Here is an 18,189-nt window from a genome sequence, read left to right as displayed (position 1 = left end):
CGGCAGGCGGCGCGTTCACACCGAGGTCCAGGGCACCCAACCCGCGTGCGGCACGCCGATGACGAGACCGAGAACACCTCCGACCACCTCGACCAGCGCGGACCAGGCGACGGCGGTGCGACCAAGACGCGCCCCGACCGAACCACGGCACACAGCACCCCAGGCTCCCCGATCCCACCACGGACACGGCCGTGGCGAAGGACCTCACGGCGCCGCTCAGCAGACCCAGCACCACGGAGGCCAGGGCGAGCAGCAGGTCGACAAGGTCGAGCACAACACCCCGCCAGCCGACCAACACCCTCACCACCAGCGTTTCCCCACCACCAGGCCACCCCCACCAGCACTTCCCCCACCATCAGCCCTCCACCACCGTCTCCTTCCCCCTCCATCTCCTTCCCTCGCCACGCCCCTCCCTCTCCGGCGATCCCTCCCCACCACCAGCTTTCACCCATGACCGTCCTCTCTCAAGGCCAGTTCTCCCTCACCACCAACCCGTCTCCACTACAGGCTCATTTCCACTACCGACCCATCCCGCCACCGGACCACCCCTTCACCGGCTCATCCCGCCACCGGACCACTCCTTCACCGGACCACCTCTCACCGACTCATCTCTCCACCGGCCCACCTCTTCACCGGCCCATCCCTCATCCCCCACGCCCATCCCAAGTCCCCAGCCCATCCCGACCGCAGGCCCTCCGCTACCGCCAACTCTTCCCACCACCGGCCCTTCCTTCACTGTCGGTCCCCCTCACCTCCAACCCGCCACCCCACCACCAGCCCTTCCCTACCGCTGCCCCTTCCCCACTACCGGCCTATCTCCACTACCAGCCCTCCTCACGATCGGCCCCTCCGGACCATCGGCCCCTCTCTCACCGCCGCGCGGACAGGCGTTGTGCGTGGCAAGTGCGCTCTACCAAGGCCACGGCGCTGGCAGTCCACAACAGACTTCAGCGCCCTCCGCAGGCTCGAACGCCTCTGCCTTTCGGCCGATCCCGTGATCGATCCCGGCGATCAGGCTCGTCCGACATGACAGCGAACCACTGGCCGCGCCTGCTCTTCCGGTTGGTGCTCGCGTTCGCCCTGCTGGTGCTGGGCGCTATCGACTTCGTCTACTTCGGCTGGCTGCGCCACTCGACCTACGGTCCCGCCGAGACCACCGCCGCCGTACTTGCCGCCGTGACTTTGCTGGCATCACCACAGCTCGGTCCCCGCGCTGACGCACGACAGTCGTGGCCCAGCCGCCAGCCGCCAGCCGCCAGCCGCCAGCCGCGAGGAGATCCTTGCGGTCCGCTGCGGACGACTTTCCACCCTCCCGATCTCCCGACTTGTCCACCTCCCAGCGTCTCGACCGCCTACCTTCGCGGCCCGGCATGACCTACACCCGATCCGGACGCGGTGCCACGGAACCCGGCCGCCACGCCCATGCCGACACGACCACCATCACCCACCTGAGGACCCGGCTTCACACCGCTTGCACTACCCAGGAGCAGCAGTGGTCGATACTGGTGCGATGCGGGTGATCGCGCGTGACGGCGTCCACGAGATCGAGATCCAACGATCGCGCTTCCTGTGCAGCGTCGGCCGAGTCGGCGATGAAGCCGAGGCGGCGGCGTTCATCGCGGGTGTGCGCAAGGAACACTGGTCCGCCAACCACAACTGCTCCGCGTTCCGCGTGGACGGAACACAGCGTTCCAGCGACGACGGCGAACCAGCCGGTACGGCGGGCGTGCCGATGCTGGAAGTCCTCGTCCGACGCGACCTCACCGACACGGTCGCCGTGGTCACCAGGTACTTCGGCGGCATCAAACTCGGCGCGGGCGGCCTGGTACGCGCCTACGGCCGAGCGGTGTCGGAAACGGTGGACGCGATCGGCACCCTCGAACGCGCCAGGTTCGCCACGTTCACCATCGCCGTCGACCACGCCGACGCGGGCAGACTGGAGAACGCCCTGCACGCCGCGGGCCATCGAGTCGCAGGCGTCGCCTACGACCGGCGCGCCACGATCACGGTGCAAGTCCCCGAGGCAGGCGCGACAGCGTTCCACGATTGGCTGGCATCCCACACCGCAGGCGCCGCCACCGCCGAACCAGGCCCACCGATCGACCTGGACGTCTAGCCACGTCCGTTGCCGCACAGGCATTCCGACATCGCCCGATGGCCAGCGCACCACACCCACAGCGTTCACCGATCACCACGTCCTGTGTCCAGCCAGCCCTTCACCCTCCAACCGTGGCACCCACTCGACCGCACTCCACCCGCACACCTCGGCATGCCGTCTCACCCGACCACCTTCCGGTGCACCAGAAGGTTCAGCCAGGTGAGCACGCCCTCATCAGCAGTCGGCCACCCAGGCCCGCGGATCCAACGATCCTGCCTGGCCACGTGCCGAACCCGGACGTCCGCTCACCGACCTTCGGAGAAGCCCAGTACTACTGAGCAGCGGCTAGACGTTCATTGGCCTCCTCGATGTCCTCCTTGGTGGGCGCGTCGTCCTGGGACAGGGACTGACGCCAGTGACCGGTGAAGTCGATCGACGCCTTCGGCAGCCCTCGATCGCTGATCAGGTGACGCCGGAGCGTCCGGACCGCCCCAGCCTCACCTGCCAACCACGCGAAGGGCGCACCCGGTGGCAGGGTCGCGGACGTGAGGGCCTCCACCAGCAAAGCACCAGGAGGTGCCGTGCTGGTGTCACGATGCAGCCAGTGCACGGCGGCGCTACCGGACAAGGCTTGGTGTTCGCCCTCGTCCGCTACTTCGAGGTAGACCACCGCGGGGGTGTTCGCGGCAACACCGTCGAGGATCGACCCGATCGCGGGTAGGGCGGTCGCGTCCCCGACCAGCAGGAGCCAGTCGGCTCCCGCGATGGACGTGGCGAGCGAGGTGGGTCTCGCGAACGCGGCGGATGGGCCGAACATGCTGAGAACAGCACCCGGCTGTGCGGTTTCAGCCCACCGGGTTGCCGGACCAGCGTGCTCGTGCAGGACGAAGTCGATGTCGATCGTGGCGCTCTCCGCGTGGTGGGCACGGATCGTGTAGCTGCGCATCCACGGTCTTTCCGACTCCGGAATGGCGCTGTACGCCTGGTACCAGCTCATGAAGTCGGTATCGGGCGAAGGCAGGACCGGACGTGGCTGCCCTGGTCTGGGGAAGTAGAGCTTGACCTGCTGGTCGAGTTCCACCGACGTGTAGTCGGCCAGCTCGTCACCGCCGAAGGTGATTCGCGCCATGCGCGGCGTGATGCGTCGGGTGGCGACGACCTCTATCTCACGGATCGGTTGCTGGTGCACGGGATTCCTTCTCGGGTCAGGCCCCGACGTAGGTGCGGAGGTGGCGGGCGGTCAGGGAGTCGCCGGACTCCACCAGTTCGTTGGGGGTGCCGGTGAAGACGATCTGCCCACCGTCCTGGCCCGCGCCGGGGCCGAGGTCGATGATCCAGTCGGCGTGGGCCATGACGGCCTGGTGGTGTTCGATGCAGATGACCGTGTTGCCGTCGTCCACCAGGCGGTCCAGCAGTGCCAGGAGTTGGTCGACGTCGGCCAGGTGGAGGCCGCTCGTCGGCTCGTCCAGCACGTAGGTCGTGGCCTTCTCGGCCATCTGGATGGCGAGTTTGACGCGTTGCCGTTCGCCACCGGACAGGGTGGTGAGCGGTTGGCCGAGACCCAGGTAGCCGAGGCCCACGTCCGACAGGCGATCGAGGATGGCTCTGGCCTGGCCGGAGGTGAAGAAGTCGCGGGCTTCGGTGACGGGCATGGCCAGTACTTCGCTGATGTTCTTGCCACGCAACGTGTACATGAGCACCTTGGGAGTGAAGCGCTTGCCCTCGCACTGCTCGCACACCGACGCGACACCCGCCATCATCGCCAGGTCGGTGTAGACCAAGCCGATGCCCTTGCAGTGGGGGCAGGCACCCTCGGAGTTCGCGCTGAACAGGGCGGCCTTCACACCGTTGGCCTTGGCGAAAGCGGTCCGGATCGGGTCCAGAAGGCCGGTGTAGGTCGCCGGGTTGCTCCGGCGGGAACCGCGGATCGGCGACTGGTCCACGACGGCCACCCCGTCACGGCGCGGCAGGGAGCCGTGGATCAGCGAACTCTTGCCGGACCCCGCCACACCGGTGACCACGGTCAGAACGCCGAGCGGGATGTTGACGTCGACGTTCTTCAGGTTGTGCGTGGCGGCGCCCCTGATCTCCAGGTAGCCGCGCGGTTCCCGCACCTTCTCCCGGAGCTGGGCGCGGTGGTCCAGGTGTCTGCCGGTCAACGTGCCGGACGTGCGCAGCGATGCCACGTCGCCCGTGAAGCAGATCCGACCGCCGGACGGGCCCGCGCCGGGACCGAGGTCGACGACGTGGTCGGCGATCTCGATGACCTCGGGCTTGTGCTCGACGACGAGCACGGTGTTGCCCTTGTCGCGCAGGAGGAGCAGCAGGTTGTTCATCCGCTGGATGTCGTGCGGGTGCAGGCCGACCGTCGGCTCGTCGAAGACGTACGTGACGTCGGTCAGGCTGGAACCCAGGTGCCGCACCATCTTCACCCGCTGAGCCTCACCGCCGGAGAGCGTCGCCGACTCGCGGTCCAGGCTCAGGTAGCCGAGCCCGATCTCGACCAGGGAGTCGAGGGTGCCGCGCAGAGTCGCCAGCAACGGCCCCACGGACGGGTCGTCGATCTTGCTGACGAACTCGGCCAGGTCGCTGATCTGCATGGACGCGCATTCGGCGATGTTGCGCCCACCGATCTTCGACGACAGCGCGGCCGGGTTGAGCCTCGTGCCCTCGCAGGCGGCGCAGCGGTCGAAGGTGACGGCCCGGTCGACGAAGGCCCGGATGTGCGGCTGCATCGACTCGCGGTCCTTCGAGAGGTACAGCCGCTGCACCTTCACCACGAGACCCTCGTAGGTGACGTTGGTCGTGCCGATCTTCACCTTGGTGGTCGGCTTGTGCAGGAGGTCGTCCCACTCCGCCGGGGTGAAGTCCTTCAGCTTGGTGTCGGGGTCGAAGAAGCCGGAGTGGACGTAGGTCTGCACGTACCAGGCGTCCGTGGTGAAACCCGGGACGGTGATCGCGCCCTCGTTGAGGGACAGCTCGCGGTTCACGATCTGGTCGACGTCGATCGCCGACACGCGACCGAGACCCTCGCACACCAGGCACATGCCCTCGGGGTTGTTGAAGCCGAACACCGACGACGTGCCGACGTGCGGTTCACCGAGGCGGCTGAAGACGATCCGGAGCATCGTCTGGGCGTCGGTCGCCGTGCCGACCGTGGAACGGGAGTTCGACCCCATCCGCTCCTGGTCGACGATGATCGCGGCGCTGAGGTTGCGCAGCGCGTCCACGTCCGGCCTGCCCTGGCTCGGCATGAACGACTGGATGAACGCCGTGTACGTCTCGTTGATCAGGCGCTGCGACTCGGCGGCGATCGTGCCGAACACGAGCGAGGACTTGCCCGACCCGGACACACCGGTGAACACCGTCAGTCGGCGCTTGGGTATGTCGAGCGAGACGTCGGCCAGGTTGTTCTCCCTGGCACCTCGGACCTCGATCACGTCGTGGCTGTCCGCGGCGGACCGCTGCCCGGCGGTCATCGGGCGCTCCTGAGCGACATGGCGGTGCACATGCGGCCAAGGATGCCCTCGGACCTGCCGTGATGCTTGCTTACGTCTATCGGGCGACACTCCACGTACTCCCCCAGAGTCTCTTTATGCTGTAAGGTGATCGCGACGATACTTTATGGCGTAAGGAGATGCAAATGGTCGTCTACGCCGGGCAGGGCGATCCCCGTTGGTCCATGGACGTGATGTGGGGCAACAGGGTGTCGAGCCAGCGGCCGGGGCCCAAGCCGGGACTGAGCGTCGACCTGATCATCGACACGGCCATCGGCGTGGCGGACGTCGACGGCATGTCCGGGCTGTCGATGAGAGCGGTCGGCGAACGGCTCGGGCGGACGGCCATGGCCCTCTACACGTACGTCCCCACGAAGGGCGACCTGGTCGACCTGATGTACGACAAGGTGCTGGGCGAACTGCCCACGGGCTACAGGTCGGAGCGGGGGTGGCGCGGGTCCGTCACGTCGTGGGCAGAGGACCACCTGGAGTTCCACCTGCGCCATCCGTGGACGCTTCAGGTGTCCCAGGCCAGACCGGTGCTGGGGCCCAACGAGTTCGCCACGCTCGAGACAGCGTCGGGGATCCTGCACGAGACGGGCCTGAGACCGCCTGTGCTGCGGGGGATTCTGGGCGTGGTGCTGCACTTCGTCCGCGGCGCGGCGCGAACCGAGGCGGAGGCGCGGTCCGCGGCCGAGGAGACGGGGGTGTCCGACGAGGACTGGTGGCATTCGCGGTCACCGCTGCTGGTGGAGGTGGCGCCGGACTTCGCGGCCCGGTTCCCGATGGCGATCAAGATGGAGCAGGACAAGCCCGCGCCGCCGGACGACCCGAAGAAGCCGTACCTGGAGTCGGCGATGGCCGAGTCGTTCGCGACGGGATTGGAGGTGATCCTGGACGGGATCGAGGCGACGATCGAGAAGGCGAAGGCCGGGTGAGCGGTGCGGAGCCTGGACGGAGCGACCGTTGGCCGGGTCGATCCGCCTTGGCCCAAGCGGGGGTCGGACACACCGGTCTTGGTCGGCACACCCACGGGGCTGAGATAACGCGGAACTGGTACGACCTGCCTCTCAGCAGACAATCACGCCAGCTCCAGCTCCAGCACGACTCGATCCGGCCGGCGAAGCCCAGGGCACCAAGCAAGCCCGGCACGGCACGGCACGGTCCGGTCCGGTCCGGCACGGCACGGCACGGCACGGCACGGCACGGTCCGGCACGACGAGGAGGTCCGGCAATCCAGATGATCCGGTGATCGCGGCTTGCCTGCACGGTTGCCGCACAACTCGCCGCTCGACGACCCGCCGTGCCTGATGAGCAGGAATCAGGTAACCATGACCTGATCATCGGGCGTGGAGAGGACTCGCGGTGGCGGTTGGCAAGCGTGTGGCGGTGTTCGGGTTGGGCGGCACGATCGCCATGGTGGCGTCTCGTGGTGGCGGGGCGGTGCCCGCGTTGTCGCCTGAGCAACTGTTGGCGGCGGTGCCTGGACTGGGTGACGTCGACGTGTCGTTGGAGGTGGTGGATTTTCGGCAGGTACCCGGGGCTTCGGTGACGTTCGAGGACGTCGCGGCGCTGTACGAGGCGATTCGGGGGGTGGATGTCGACGGAGTCGTGGTGACGCAGGGGACGGACACGATCGAGGAGACGTCGTACCTGCTGGATCTCGCCTACGACGGGGACATGCCGATCGTGGTGACCGGAGCGATGCGGAATCCGACGTTGGCCGGAGCGGATGGGCCGGCGAACCTGTTGGCGGCCATCCAGGTGGCGGCTGGTGAGGAGGCGCGGGGACAGGGGTGTCTGGTGGTGTTCGCCGACGAGATCCACGCGGCGCGGCGGGTGCGGAAGACGCACAGTTCGAGTCCCGGCACGTTCCGGTCGCCCAACGGTGGGCCGCTGGGGTACGTCGTCGAAGGTGCCGCGCGAATGCTGCAACGGGTCGAGCGGCGGGCGCCGGTGCCGTTCGCCGAGGCCAGGTCGGCGACGGTGGCGGTGGTGACGGCGATGCTCGGTGATGAAGGGGTGCTGTTGGAGGGAGTGGAGGAGCGGGTTGACGGGGTTGTGGTGGCGGCGTTCGGTGCCGGGCACGTGCCGGTGAGCTGGGTGGAGCCGTTGGTGCGACTGGTGGCGCGGATACCGGTGGTGCTCGCTTCGCGAACGGGTGCCGGATCGGTGTTGGAGCACACCTACGGGTTCAGCGGGTCGGAGAAGGACCTGCGGGAGCGCGGGCTGGTGTCGGCCGGGTTCCTGGATCCGTTGAAGGCGCGGTTGCTGTTGCGCCAACTCCTCGGTGCGGGAGCCGATGATGCCGCGATTCGAGAGGCGTTCAGGGAGGCAGGTCGTTAGGAGGCGAAGAGGAGAGGGACCAACTGCTCCGCGGAGGTCAGTGAGCCGTGCTGGCCGATGAAGGAGGAGAGCCTGGATTCGACAGAGGTTCGGACGATCGCGGTGGTGTCGCGTGCGGCCACGACCAGGTTGCCGATTCGGGTGTACGCGTGGACCGCTACCGAGGGGCCGAACAGGCCTAGAGCGATGGCTTCGTCGCGACGCAGCAGCCAGGCGCGGTCACCGAGCACCTCTCGCCACGCGGCGAGGACGTCGTCGGTGGCGCCGGGTTCGGTGTAGACGTGGCGGACTCGTGGCTCGCCGCCCAGGAGGCGGACGCCTGCCTGGAGGGTCGGTTCGGTGTCGAAGTCGATCCGGTTGTCCTCGCTGAGTTCGACCATGCCGTGGTCGGCCACGACGGTCAGCACGGCGTCGGTGGGGAGGCGTGCGGCGATCGAGGCGGCGACGTGGTCGATGTAGGACAACTGGAACCGCCACGGTTCGCTGTCCGGGCCGTAGAGGTGGCCCAGCGCGTCCAGGTCGGCGTGGTAGGCGTAGCAGAAGACCCGGTCGGCGGAGCCGAGCGCGTCCAGGGCGGCGCTCGCCAGGTCGCCCAGTGCGTAGACGCCGTGGAACAGGGCTCCGCGCAGGACCGCGCGGGACAGGCCGCTGCCTTCCTGCTGGTATGGCGCGACGGCGCGGACGGTCACGCCCGCCGCTGCCGCGCGGTCGAACGTGGTCGGGTGCGGTTGGACTTCCTCGGGCACGGCGGTGCGTCGGAGGTCCGCGTGGTCGGAGGTGCCGTGGTGGTTCCAGCCCAACGAGTTGAGCAGCACGGAGCCTGTTTCGAAGCTGTAGCCGACGATGCCGTGTTCGCCGGTGGGGAGGCCGGTGCCCAGTGCGGCGATGCTCGTGGCCGTGCTGGACGGGAATCCGGCGGTGATCGGTTTCCCCGGCAGTGAGGACAGGAACGGGGCCGCGTCGGCGTGGGCGCGGAGCAGTTCCCAGCCGAGTCCGTCGATGAGCAGCAGGCAGACGCGTCGAGCACCGGGCACGCCGAGCACGTCGACCGTGCCGGGCACGTCCAGGCCTGCCAGCAGCGAGGGCACCACGTCAGAGAGCGCACCCGATCCGTACCTGGGGATCTCCATGTTCGGCGACCCTAGGCGCGCGATCGGTCGGGCACCAGCGGGGATTGGGGTGGCGGGGGCACACCCGGTAGCCGTGAGCCTTGGGAGACGGGAGACGGGAGACGGGAGACGGGAGACGGGTGGCGGGACTGGGGTGGCGGGACTGGGGTGGCGGTGCGGCTACGGCGACCACACAGGGGATGGTCATGGGGTCACGGGCGACGGCGCAGCGGTAGCCATGGGGTTATGAGTGACGGCACAGCGGTAGCCGGGAGGCCACTGGCAACGGCACAGCGGCAGTGATGGGGTCACGGGTTGTGGCAGCGGGGTAGCCACGGGCCGTAGCACCCAGGGTTGCGGTGGGCAGGAGTGGAAGCGGGTGGAGGTGAGGTTGAGTGGCGGGGCTGGCCAGGGTGGCAGGGGCTGGCCAGGGTGGCAGGGGCTGGCCAGGGTGGCAGGGGCTGGCTTGGTCAGATGAACAGGGACGATCCACTCGGTGTCAGTCGTTCTCGTCTGGCCATCAGACCAGCTCTTGTGCGTCGAAGCGTCCTTTGCGAGGCACTCTTCCCCTGAGGGTTCCTCGTGCGGGGTTACTTGAAGGGAAGGGCGGCGAGACGGCGGGTGTCTGCTTCCTGAGTCGTCAGCTGTCCTGGGTGTTGACCAGCTACCAACGTCCAGTGGGGCAGCACTGTGGGTTAGGTGGCGGTCCTCAGTTTGGCCAGGAGGCGGTCGAACGCGGTCAACTCCTTGGCGGAGAAGACGTCGAACGCCTGGCGCAGGCCTTCCACGTGTACGCCTGCGGCCTCGTGGAGCTTGGCCGAGCCCGCGTCGGTGATGCCCGCGTACAGGACCCGCCTGTCGTCGGGGCACGGGCGGCGTTCCACGTAGCCCGCCTTCTCCATGCGGTCCACCAAGCGGGTCACGCCGCCGGTCGTCAGGACGATCTGGTCCGCCAGCACGCCCATCGCGAGTTGACCGTCCTCGGAGCGGGACAGGCGGAGCAGCACCTCGAACCACCCGATCGGCAACTCGGACCGCTCGTCGAGCACCTGACCGAGCGAACGCTGGAGCCTGCCCGACACCTCGATCAGATGTCCGAAGGTCGTGAGCAGGGGATTGTCCAGCGGGTCGTCGTTCACCACGGTCCAACCATATCCCAGTGGACCGATCGGTCAGTTTGTTTCCGACGCCGCCCGGAGGGCAGGGAGAGGCTGTGATCGCGCCCATACGTCGTGCGATTGCAGGGCATCTGACATGCATTTATCCCGGATTGAGATGAATGGCAGCATCAGATGTCGTTGGACGTGATCAGAGGGGCGGCGCACGCTCGACGGAGACCGACCGACGCTCGACAGGAGGCGCACGTCATGACCGACTCGGCCACGGTGCTCACCCGCCCCACGGCACCGCACCGACCGCTGCTCGGTGCGGGCCACGGGTTCTGGGTTGTCGCGTCCTCGTTCCTGGTCGCGATGGCGTTCTCCACGGTGCCCACGCCGCTCTACGTGCTCTACCAGCAGCGCGACCACTTCTCGTCGTTCGTCGTGACGGTGCTGTTCGCCGCGTACGCGGTGGGTGTGGTGCTGAGCCTGTTCCTGGCCGGTCACGTCAGCGACTGGGTCGGGCGGCGGACGGTGCTCGTGCCCGCGTTGCTGCTGCTGGCGGGGGCGGCGGTGGTGTTCCTGGTCGCGACGACGGTGGCAGAACTGTTCGCGGCGCGGCTGGTGACCGGTGTCGGGGTCGGCATGATCACGGCGACCGCCACGGCCTACCTGTCCGAGCTGCACGCTGACGACCGGCCGCACGCGGGGCTGGGCAGGGCGGAACTCGTCGCCACGGCGGCGAACCTCGGCGGGCTCGGGTTCGGCACGTTGGTCTCCGGTGTCCTGGCGCAGTACGTCACGGGGCCGCTGACGACGTCGTACGCGGTGTTCCTGGTGCTGCTGGTGGTGAGCGCGGCCGTCGTCGCGTTCGTGCCGGAGACGGTCGCGGTCGAGTCGCGGTCGTACCACCCGCAGCGGGTGTCGGTGCCGGAACTGGCCAGGGCGCACTACTTCGCCGCGGGCGCCGCGGCGGGGGCCTCGTTCGCCACCCTGGGCCTGTTCACCTCGCTGGCCCCGGCTTTCGTCGCGAACACGCTGCACATGCCGTCGCGCGCGCTGGCGGGCGCGGTGGCGTTCCTGGTGTTCGGTTCGGCGGCGTCGACGCAGATCCTGTTCCGCCGCAAGGGCACGCGCCACCAGCTCGCCGTCGGCACCACCACGATGAGCGCAGGGCTCGCCGTCGTGACCGCGGCGCTGTTCGCGTCGAGCCTGCCGCTGTTCCTGGTGGGCGGGGCGGCGGCGGGCGCGGGCATGGGCGTGCTGTTCAAGGGGGCGGTCTCGACGGTCGCGGCGCTCAGCTCGCCCACCTCGCGCGGGGAGGCGCTGGCGGGGCTGTTCCTCGCCGGTTACCTCGGGCTGGCGGTGCCCGTGCTGCTGCTCGGCATCGCCGCCCAGTACGTCGCCGCGCCGTACGCGGTGCTCGGGTTCTCGGCGGCCGTGCTGGTGGTGTCGGCGACGGCGGGACGCAGGCTGCTCAGGGGCTAGGCCGCACGTACTGGTCCACCATGGCCAGCAGCGCGCGCAGGGCGGCGCTCGGCCGCCGGGTCGAGGAGGTCGCGAGGGACAGCGTCCAGCGCAGGTCCACTCCGGACACGGCGACCTGGTGCACGTCGTCGGCGAGCACCAGGTCGAAGTCCGGCACCAGCGCGATGCCCAGTCCGGCGTGGACGTAGTCCGGCACGGCGTTCAGGTGCGCCACCTCGACGGTGACCCGCCGTTCGACCCGCGCCGCGGCGAACGCCCGGTCGACCAGGACGCGGTTGCCCCACCCCGGCGGTGTGTCGACGAACTCCTGGTTCGCGAGGTCGGTCAGGCGCACGCTCGCGCGGCCCGCCAGCGGGTGGTCGTCGCGCACCAGCAGGACCACGGACGTGACGACGAGTCCCCGCGCCGTCACACCGGCGGGCGGGGAGTCGTTGAGCGCCAGGAACGCCACGTCCAGCTCACCGTCCACAAGCGACGTCACGAGGCCGCTCGTGCCGCTGGTGGCGGCGCGCAGCCGGATCGTCACCCCGGGGTGCTCCACGTGGTAGCGGCCGAGCAGACCGGGCAGGTCGACCAGCGTCAGACCGGTCATGGTGCCGAGGTTGATCGTGCCCCGGACGCCCGCCACCACCTCCTGCACGGCGTCGCGGGCGGCCTGCGCCGCGTCCAGGGTGGTCCGCGCCTCGCGCAGCAGCGCCCTGCCCGCGTCGGTCAGCGCCACCTCCCTGGTGGACCGGTCGAACAGCGGCGCGCCCAGCTCGCGCTCCAGCGCGCGGATCACCGTCGACACCCCGGACTGCACGACCCGCAGCCTGTGCGACGCGCGGGTGAAGCTCAGCTCCTCGGCGACCGCGACGAAGTACTCGAGGTGGCGCAACTCCATCGGCGGAGTATCACACCGACGAACATCACCCGCCGAAGCGGCGCGGGAACACCCGATCGGAGCCGTCGGCGCGATTAGGCTCGAAGGGTGCGTGACATCGCGGTTTTCACCGGCACTGCCCATCCCGAGCTCGCGGCCGAGATCTGCACCCACCTCGGCACGCCCCTGCTTCCCACCAGGGTCCAGCGGTTCGCCAACGATTGCATCGAGGTCCAGCTCCAGGCGAACTGCCGGGAACGGGACGTGTTCCTCATCCAGCCGCTCGTGCCGCCCGTCCAGGAGAACCTCGTCGAGCTGCTGCTGATGCTCGACGCCGCCCGCGGCGCGTCCGCGGCCCGCACCACCGTCGTCATGCCCCACTACGCCTACGCCCGGTCCGACAAGAAGGACGCGCCGCGCATCTCCATCGGCGCCCGCCTGGTCGCGGACCTGCTGGTCACGGCGGGCGCGAGCCGCGTGCTCGCGATGACCCTGCACTCGCCGCAGGTGCACGGCTTCTTCAGCATCCCCGTCGACCACCTGCACGCGCTGCGCGAACTGGCCGCGCACTTCAAGCAGTACGACCTGAGCAACACCGTCGTGGTCTCCCCCGACCTCGGCAACGCCAAGGAGGCGGCGCACTTCGCGCGCATCCTCGGCGTGCCCGTCGCGGCCGGCGCGAAGCAGCGGTTCGCCGACGACAAGGTGCACATCAGCGCGGTGATCGGCCAGGTGCGGGGCAAGGACGTGATCGTCCTGGACGACGAGATCGCCAAGGGCAGCACCGTCGTGGAGCTGCTGGAGCGGTTGCGGGAGCGGGAGAGCGGCACGATGCGGATCGCGTGCACGCACGGGCTGTTCTCCGACGGCGCGCTGGAGCGGCTCGGCGCGGCGCCGGACGTGCTGGAGATCGTCTGCACGAACACGGTGCCGATCGCGAAGGAGAAGCACGTGCCCAAGCTGAAGGTGCTGTCCGTCGCCCGCCCGCTCGCCGAGGCGATGCGCCGGATCCACAACGGGGAGTCGGTCAGCACCCTGTTCGAGGCCCCCTAACTTTCCGCGCCACCACCCCTGCTTCCGGCTCCACCGGACGACAACGCGCGGGACCCGCCGCTAGCTTCGGAGCCCCCACTCCGCTACTCCCCGGAGGCTAGAAATGGTCACTCGCGACACGGCATGGCCCGCGGGCACACCTGCCTGGGCCGACCTCGGCGCCGACGTCGACAAGGCCACAGCGTTCTACTCGGGTCTGTTCGGCTGGGAAGCCGAGCAGCTCGAACCCGCCGAGATGGGTTACTGGTCCGCGAAGCTCGGTGGCCGCAAGGTCGCGGGCCTCGGCGTCCAGCAGGACACGTCGCAGCCGCCGTCGTGGACCACCTACCTGGCCACCGACGACGTCGACGCCACCGCGGCGAAGGTCGAGTCGGCAGGCGGCAAGATCCTCGTGCAGCCCTCGGACGTCCTCGGCCAGGGCCGCATGGCCATCGCCCTCGACCCGCAGGGCGCCGTGTTCGGCCTGTGGCAGGCGGGCGAGCACACCGGCGCGCAGCTCGTGAACGAGCCCGGCGCGATCGCGTGGAGCGAGAACACGAGCCACGACTTCGAGGGCAACAAGAAGTTCTACGCCCAGGTGTTCGGCTACGCCTACGACGACCTCAGCTCCGGTGACTTCCAGTACTCGGCCGCGTCGCTCGGCGGCGAGGCCGTCGCGGGGATCGGCGGGGCGTTCGCCGAAGCGCCCTCCTCGTGGGTCACGTACTTCTCGGTCGCCGACGCGGACGCGGCCGTGGCGAAGGTCGCGGAACTCGGCGGCCACGTGATCCTGCCGCCCTCGGACAGCCCCTACGGGCGGTCCGCGCTGGTCAGCGACGACCAGGGCACGGTCTTCGCGGTGATCTCGAACTGACGGTCCCGCCTCAGCCGCGTCCTCCTCACGGTGGGCGCGGCTCCGGCGTGCCCGGCTACGGCTCGACGCGGCGGCGCTGGTGCTCCACGACGTCGGTGAACATGCTCTTGAACTGCGCGTAGGCCTCCGGACCCATGCGGCGGGCGTGGCGGCGTTCCAGGGCGGCCACGAACGTGTCGGCCACGCGCATCTGGTCGAGGCCGCGTTCGGTGGGGCAGATCAGCTTGGCGCGGCGGTCCACCGGGTCGGGCCTGCGCTCGACGTAGCCGAGGCGTTCGAGCTCGTCCACGACGGTGCCGATCACCTGCTTGTGCACGCCCGACAGTCGGGACAGGTCGGTGGCGCGCACGCCGTCCTTGTCGAGGTAGGCGAGGACGGAGCCGTGGCGGGGGTGGAGGTCGGGGAAGCCCTTCTCCGCGAACGTCGTGAACATCTCCCGCTGGAACGCGAACAGCAACCTGCCGGCCAGGACGCCGAGATCGGGCTCTGCGGTCGTCCGGTCGGTGCGCGCGCCCATGCGTGGTCTCCTCGGTGGTCCCGGTTCTTGACCGTCAAGTCTAGTTGTCGGCTCACCCGGCACGGTCGCCGCGGAACTCCGCGGATCCGCCCGCGATCGAGGACAGGAGGTGTCCGCGATGCCTTCTAGGCTCGTTCTCATCAGCTCAGAGGAAAGAAGGCGGACACGATGACCGGCACCCTCACCACCACCGGCGAACGAGCGGACCTGCTGGAGACGCTGGCCAAGCACCGGTTCTTCCTGCGCGGCACGACGCGGGGGCTGACCGACGAGCAGGCGGGCTCGCACCCGACCGTGAGCGCGCTGTCCCTCGGCGGGCTGATCAAGCACGTCGCCGCGACCGAGGCGTCCTGGTCGCGGTTCATCGTCGGCGGCGCGACGCTGATGGAGGACGGCGCGATCCCGTGGGAGGAGCAGCACCGGATGATGCCGGGCGAGACCCTGGCCGGGCTGCTGGACGCCTACGAGGAGGTCGCGCGCACGACCGACGAGCTGGTCGCGACGCTGCCCGACCTCGACGTGGCGCACCCGCTGCCGGTGGCGCCGTGGTTCGAGGCGGGCAAGTCCTGGTCGGCGCGCCGCGTCCTGCTGCACCTGATCGCGGAGACCTCGCAGCACGCGGGCCACGCCGACATCCTGCGCGAGTCGATCGACGGCCAGAAGTCGATGGGCTGAGCTAGAACGCGGGCGGGGTGGCGCGCCAGGCCTCGAGCGCGGGCTTGAGGCCCTCGGCGAGCAGGGGGAGCTGCGGCACCAGCGCGAGGCAGGCGACCACCTGGACGAACCCGGCGGCGCCCATCACGGCGAGCACCTCGCGGTTCAGGGGCGGGAGGCCCAGCGCGGCGGCGGCGCGGTCGTAGGCGGCCTCGCCGTCCGGACCGATCATCACGAGGTCGCGTTCGACCGGTCCGCTGGTGACCAGCTCGAAGTCCGCGTGCAGGTCGCCGTGGACGGTGGAGACCAGGTTCGCGGGCGGCGAGTCGCCGTGCACGGTCTGCACCGCCACGTCGGGGAAGGCCTTCGCGAAGCCCTCGCGGGAGCCGACGACCGGCTCCAGGGCCGCCCACTCGCGCCGGGCCCGGTCGAGGTCGGCGGCGTCGATCAGGTCGGGGCGCGACGCGAGGAAGTCGAGGTTCTCGGTGACCGTGTGGTCGAACGACGACATGAACGGCAGCTCGCCGGGGTAGTCGCTCAGCGCCGCGTGCAGCTCGGCCGTCGCGGCGGCGTTGTGCGCGTAGTCCGGCTCGACGTCCTGCCTGATGTCGACCAGCTGCCAGAACGTCATGGAGAAGCCGTCGCGCTGGACGGGTTCGCGCGGCACGAGCGGGCTCGGCGGGATCACCGGGAACCCGCGGTCGGCCAGCCAGCCGACGACGGCCAGTTCGTCGCTCTGGCGGCGGTGCTGGGCGACGAGGTCGGCCCGGAACGACGGCACCAGGACGGTGGGCACGCGGACGACCACCGGCGAGGGCGCGAGGTGCACGACGACGGAGAACACGTCGTGCAGGACCTTCGGCTCGGTCACCTCCAGGCCGAGGGCGCGGCCCGCCCCGACCGCCGCGGCGAGGGCGCGGGACGTGCGGGAGGCGAGCTCTTCGGGCGTCGAGATTCCAGGCATACCGCCCATCCTGCCATCGGCCCCAGATCCGACGCCCCCCATTTACCCGGCGGGGCCGTCCGCTTCCTCGGACGGCCCCGCCGACCTGCTAGAACTGCGGGACCTCGGTCACGGTCCGGCCGTTGAGCGGCTGGGTGGCGCGGGCGTTGCCGCTGGTGAACAGGCCCTGGAACCGGTTGATGGTCGCCTGGGACACGGTCAGCTCGCTGGTCAGGAACCACTGCACGCCCTCGGTGAACGGCGCGGTGGTCAGCGACCCGTTGTAGCGGAACGTGGTGTGGTTGCGCGGCAGGAGCGAGTTCAGGTCCACGTCGCCGACCTCGACGTTCTCGCCGCACTCGGGCGCGAGCCTCGCCAGCACCCTGTCCACGGTGGACGGTGCGCCCGCGCGCAGCGGAACGCCGACCACCAGCAGCGCGCCCGCCGCGCTGCGGTGCACGAAGTGCATCTCCATCGGGTCGGAACGGCCCTGGAAGCGGTGCTCGGACGGCGTGTGGAAGTGGAACTGCTCCAGCTCGTAGCGGACCCCGGCCACGGTGACGTGGGCGGCGCCGGGCACGACGTTCGCCTCCTCCGTCTCCTCGTGGTGCCGGGTCGTGCACCCGGTCGCGCTGGCCGCGTCCTTGCGGACGTACTCCAGTTCCACGTCGGAGTGGCCGTAGGAGGTGATCAGCCTCGGCTGCGCGGGGTCGATCCTGATCGAGCCGATCGTGATGTTGACCGGGCTCTGGTTGGGCACCTGCGACTGGGCGGTGCCACCCCCGGCGGTCACGAACGTGACGGCGAGCGTGAGGGGGGCGATGACGGCGATGAGGCCTCTGCGTGCCACGCGAACGAACCTTTCGGCTGCCGAGAGGGCCTGGTCGGTCCTCTTCGGACAGTCGGCTTGATCACCCGCACGGGTGATATCCGACCGTGTTCGCCCATCCTGGAACCGCGTGATCACGCCGACAAGACCCTTTAACCGGACATAAGTCCCAAAGGTTGTTGAACCACAACGAACTTCCGGCGGGGGACCAGTGATCTGCGCTACTCCGAGCGCTCTCGGTGGTCGAGGAGCGCGATGTGGTCACCGGACGTAGTGTGCGGCCCGTGCTCACGCCCCTCAGCCGCCTCGCCGCCGTGACGTCCGCACTGCTGTCCGCCGTCGTGCCCGCGGACGGGACCTGGACGGCGGGACCGTGCCCGTCGCCCTCGGGGGTCACGGTCGCGGTCGACACCACGGGCGCGGGCGGCTCCGGAACCGCGGTCCGGTGCGCCTCCGGCGATCCGGGGACCGCTCGGGCCGCGCTGGAGCGGGCGGGGTTCGCCGTGCGCGCGGGCGCGGGGACCGGGTCCTACGGCGACCGGGACTACGTGTGCCGCGTCGACGGCCTCCCCGCCGCGGAGGCGTGCGACGGGCACGTCGGCGGCGAGGCGCACTGGAAGGTGTGGCGGGTCGCCCTCGACCCGCTCGCCTGGCGCGGCAGCGGCACCGACGGCGGTCCGAGCGCGCTGCGGGTGTGCCCCGGCGGGCTGGTCGGGTTCAGCTTCGGCGTCGGAACGCCGGAGCGGCCGAACACCATGACGGCGTCCCCCGAGGACGTCGTCGGCGAGCCCGGCTGGCTACCACCCACCTGCTGAGCCCCCGGTCGGCGGCGCGGGGCCT

Annotated in this window: 16 protein-coding genes; 8 read left to right on the top strand and 8 right to left on the bottom strand. The window is 69.9% G+C overall.

Annotation, left to right across the window (positions count from 1 at the left end; translation table 11 throughout):
* Positions 1–1,510 precede the first annotated feature (1,510 nt).
* Complete coding sequence (locus tag AC156L_RS09515) at positions 1,511–2,116, top strand: YigZ family protein (protein ID WP_330877165.1); 606 nt, start codon at positions 1,511–1,513, stop codon at positions 2,114–2,116.
* Between the two features lie 313 nt (positions 2,117–2,429).
* Here the strand turns inward: AC156L_RS09515 and AC156L_RS09510 are convergent, their stop codons facing one another.
* Both AC156L_RS09510 and AC156L_RS09505 read right to left on the bottom strand, forming a co-directional pair.
* Positions 2,430–3,287 carry a siderophore-interacting protein gene (locus tag AC156L_RS09510; RefSeq protein ID WP_330877164.1) on the bottom strand — a complete coding sequence of 286 codons (858 nt, stop codon included), beginning with the start codon at positions 3,285–3,287 and terminating at the stop codon, positions 2,430–2,432.
* Positions 3,288–3,303: 16 nt separating this feature from the next.
* Entirely contained in the window at positions 3,304–5,577 is a 2,274-nt protein-coding gene (locus tag AC156L_RS09505; protein WP_330877163.1) for an excinuclease ABC subunit UvrA, read from the bottom strand.
* A 164-nt stretch (positions 5,578–5,741) separates the two neighbouring features.
* Here AC156L_RS09505 and AC156L_RS09500 point away from each other — a divergent pair, with 164 nt between their 5' ends.
* Together AC156L_RS09500 and AC156L_RS09495 are read left to right on the top strand one after the other, a co-directional pair.
* Complete coding sequence (locus tag AC156L_RS09500; RefSeq protein ID WP_330877162.1) at positions 5,742–6,533, top strand: TetR/AcrR family transcriptional regulator; 792 nt, start codon at positions 5,742–5,744, stop codon at positions 6,531–6,533.
* 427 nt (positions 6,534–6,960) lie between these two features.
* Positions 6,961–7,941, top strand: a complete 981-nt coding sequence (locus AC156L_RS09495) for an asparaginase (RefSeq protein ID WP_330877161.1) — start codon at positions 6,961–6,963, stop codon at positions 7,939–7,941.
* On the opposite strand, the gene AC156L_RS09490 is transcribed toward AC156L_RS09495, so the two are convergent.
* Both AC156L_RS09490 and AC156L_RS09485 read right to left on the bottom strand, forming a co-directional pair.
* Positions 7,938–9,071 (bottom strand): alkaline phosphatase family protein, encoded by a 1,134-nt coding sequence (locus AC156L_RS09490; RefSeq protein WP_330877160.1) that lies wholly within the window; start codon positions 9,069–9,071, stop codon positions 7,938–7,940. The genes AC156L_RS09495 and AC156L_RS09490 overlap by 4 nt on opposite strands.
* Positions 9,072–9,745: 674 nt before the next feature.
* Positions 9,746–10,192 (bottom strand): MarR family winged helix-turn-helix transcriptional regulator, encoded by a 447-nt coding sequence (locus tag AC156L_RS09485; protein ID WP_330877159.1) that lies wholly within the window; start codon positions 10,190–10,192, stop codon positions 9,746–9,748.
* A 225-nt stretch (positions 10,193–10,417) separates the two neighbouring features.
* Here AC156L_RS09485 and AC156L_RS09480 point away from each other — a divergent pair, with 225 nt between their 5' ends.
* Positions 10,418–11,638: an MFS transporter gene (locus AC156L_RS09480; RefSeq protein WP_330877158.1), complete on the top strand. Its 1,221-nt coding sequence runs from the start codon at positions 10,418–10,420 to the stop codon at positions 11,636–11,638.
* On the opposite strand, the gene AC156L_RS09475 is transcribed toward AC156L_RS09480, so the two are convergent.
* Positions 11,628–12,521: a LysR family transcriptional regulator gene (locus AC156L_RS09475; protein WP_330877157.1), complete on the bottom strand. Its 894-nt coding sequence runs from the start codon at positions 12,519–12,521 to the stop codon at positions 11,628–11,630. The two genes, AC156L_RS09480 and AC156L_RS09475, sit on opposite strands and share 11 nt — an antisense overlap.
* Before the next feature lie 87 nt (positions 12,522–12,608).
* Between AC156L_RS09475 and AC156L_RS09470 the strand changes: the two genes are divergently transcribed.
* Positions 12,609–13,553, top strand: a complete 945-nt coding sequence (locus AC156L_RS09470; protein ID WP_330877156.1) for a ribose-phosphate diphosphokinase — start codon at positions 12,609–12,611, stop codon at positions 13,551–13,553.
* A gap of 103 nt (positions 13,554–13,656) precedes the next feature.
* Positions 13,657–14,406, top strand: a complete 750-nt coding sequence (locus AC156L_RS09465) for a VOC family protein (protein WP_330877155.1) — start codon at positions 13,657–13,659, stop codon at positions 14,404–14,406.
* A gap of 55 nt (positions 14,407–14,461) precedes the next feature.
* Here AC156L_RS09465 and AC156L_RS09460 read toward each other — a convergent pair whose 3' ends face one another.
* Positions 14,462–14,923 carry a MarR family winged helix-turn-helix transcriptional regulator gene (locus tag AC156L_RS09460; protein ID WP_330877154.1) on the bottom strand — a complete coding sequence of 154 codons (462 nt, stop codon included), beginning with the start codon at positions 14,921–14,923 and terminating at the stop codon, positions 14,462–14,464.
* A gap of 168 nt (positions 14,924–15,091) precedes the next feature.
* Between AC156L_RS09460 and AC156L_RS09455 the strand changes: the two genes are divergently transcribed.
* Positions 15,092–15,598, top strand: coding sequence for a DinB family protein (locus AC156L_RS09455; RefSeq protein ID WP_330877153.1), 507 nt, complete (start codon positions 15,092–15,094; stop codon positions 15,596–15,598).
* Position 15,599: 1 nt separating this feature from the next.
* On the opposite strand, the gene AC156L_RS09450 is transcribed toward AC156L_RS09455, so the two are convergent.
* Both AC156L_RS09450 and AC156L_RS09445 read right to left on the bottom strand, forming a co-directional pair.
* Positions 15,600–16,541 carry an aminoglycoside phosphotransferase family protein gene (locus tag AC156L_RS09450; RefSeq protein WP_330877152.1) on the bottom strand — a complete coding sequence of 314 codons (942 nt, stop codon included), beginning with the start codon at positions 16,539–16,541 and terminating at the stop codon, positions 15,600–15,602.
* Positions 16,542–16,629: 88 nt separating this feature from the next.
* A complete protein-coding gene (locus AC156L_RS09445) occupies positions 16,630–17,370 on the bottom strand; it encodes a carbonic anhydrase family protein (RefSeq protein WP_330877151.1) in 741 nt (246 codons plus the stop codon).
* Positions 17,371–17,633: 263 nt separating this feature from the next.
* Here AC156L_RS09445 and AC156L_RS09440 point away from each other — a divergent pair, with 263 nt between their 5' ends.
* On the top strand, positions 17,634–18,164 hold the full coding sequence (locus AC156L_RS09440) for a hypothetical protein (protein ID WP_330877150.1): 531 nt from the start codon (positions 17,634–17,636) through the stop codon (positions 18,162–18,164).
* Positions 18,165–18,189: the final 25 nt, after the last annotated feature.

Source organism: Umezawaea sp., from assembly GCF_057122925.1.
Note: the sequence above shows the minus strand (reverse complement) of the source record. Positions and strands in the feature narration are given on the sequence as shown.